At 34.7% G+C, this 225-nt stretch carries 1 protein-coding gene; it reads left to right on the top strand.

The window, feature by feature from the left end; translation table 11 throughout:
* Positions 1-11: 11 nt before the first annotated feature.
* On the top strand, positions 12-225 hold a 214-nt coding region (gene tnpA, locus GPK60_RS07815), incomplete at its 3' end, for an IS200/IS605 family transposase (protein ID WP_346727737.1).

Raw genomic sequence — 225 nt, 5'->3', positions numbered from 1 at the left:
GACACAGTGTTATTATCAGATATATGGAAACAGATAAAGACCATATTCATTACATGATAGAGACAGAACCGACAATGTCTGTTAGTAAGATTGTAAACCTGATGAAGAGCTATACAACATACCATATATGGAAAAGATATCCCCCATATTTACGAAAACAATTCTGGAAAGAACATACCTTTTGGACAGATGGATATTTTGCCTGTAGTGTAGGAAATGTATCGG

This window comes from Ruminococcus sp. MCC718, from assembly GCF_018783905.1.
Classification (GTDB): domain Bacteria; phylum Bacillota; class Clostridia; order Lachnospirales; family Lachnospiraceae; genus Hominisplanchenecus; species Hominisplanchenecus faecis.
The sequence above is the reverse complement of the archived record's forward strand: the minus strand, read 5'-3'. Positions and strand labels throughout refer to the sequence as shown.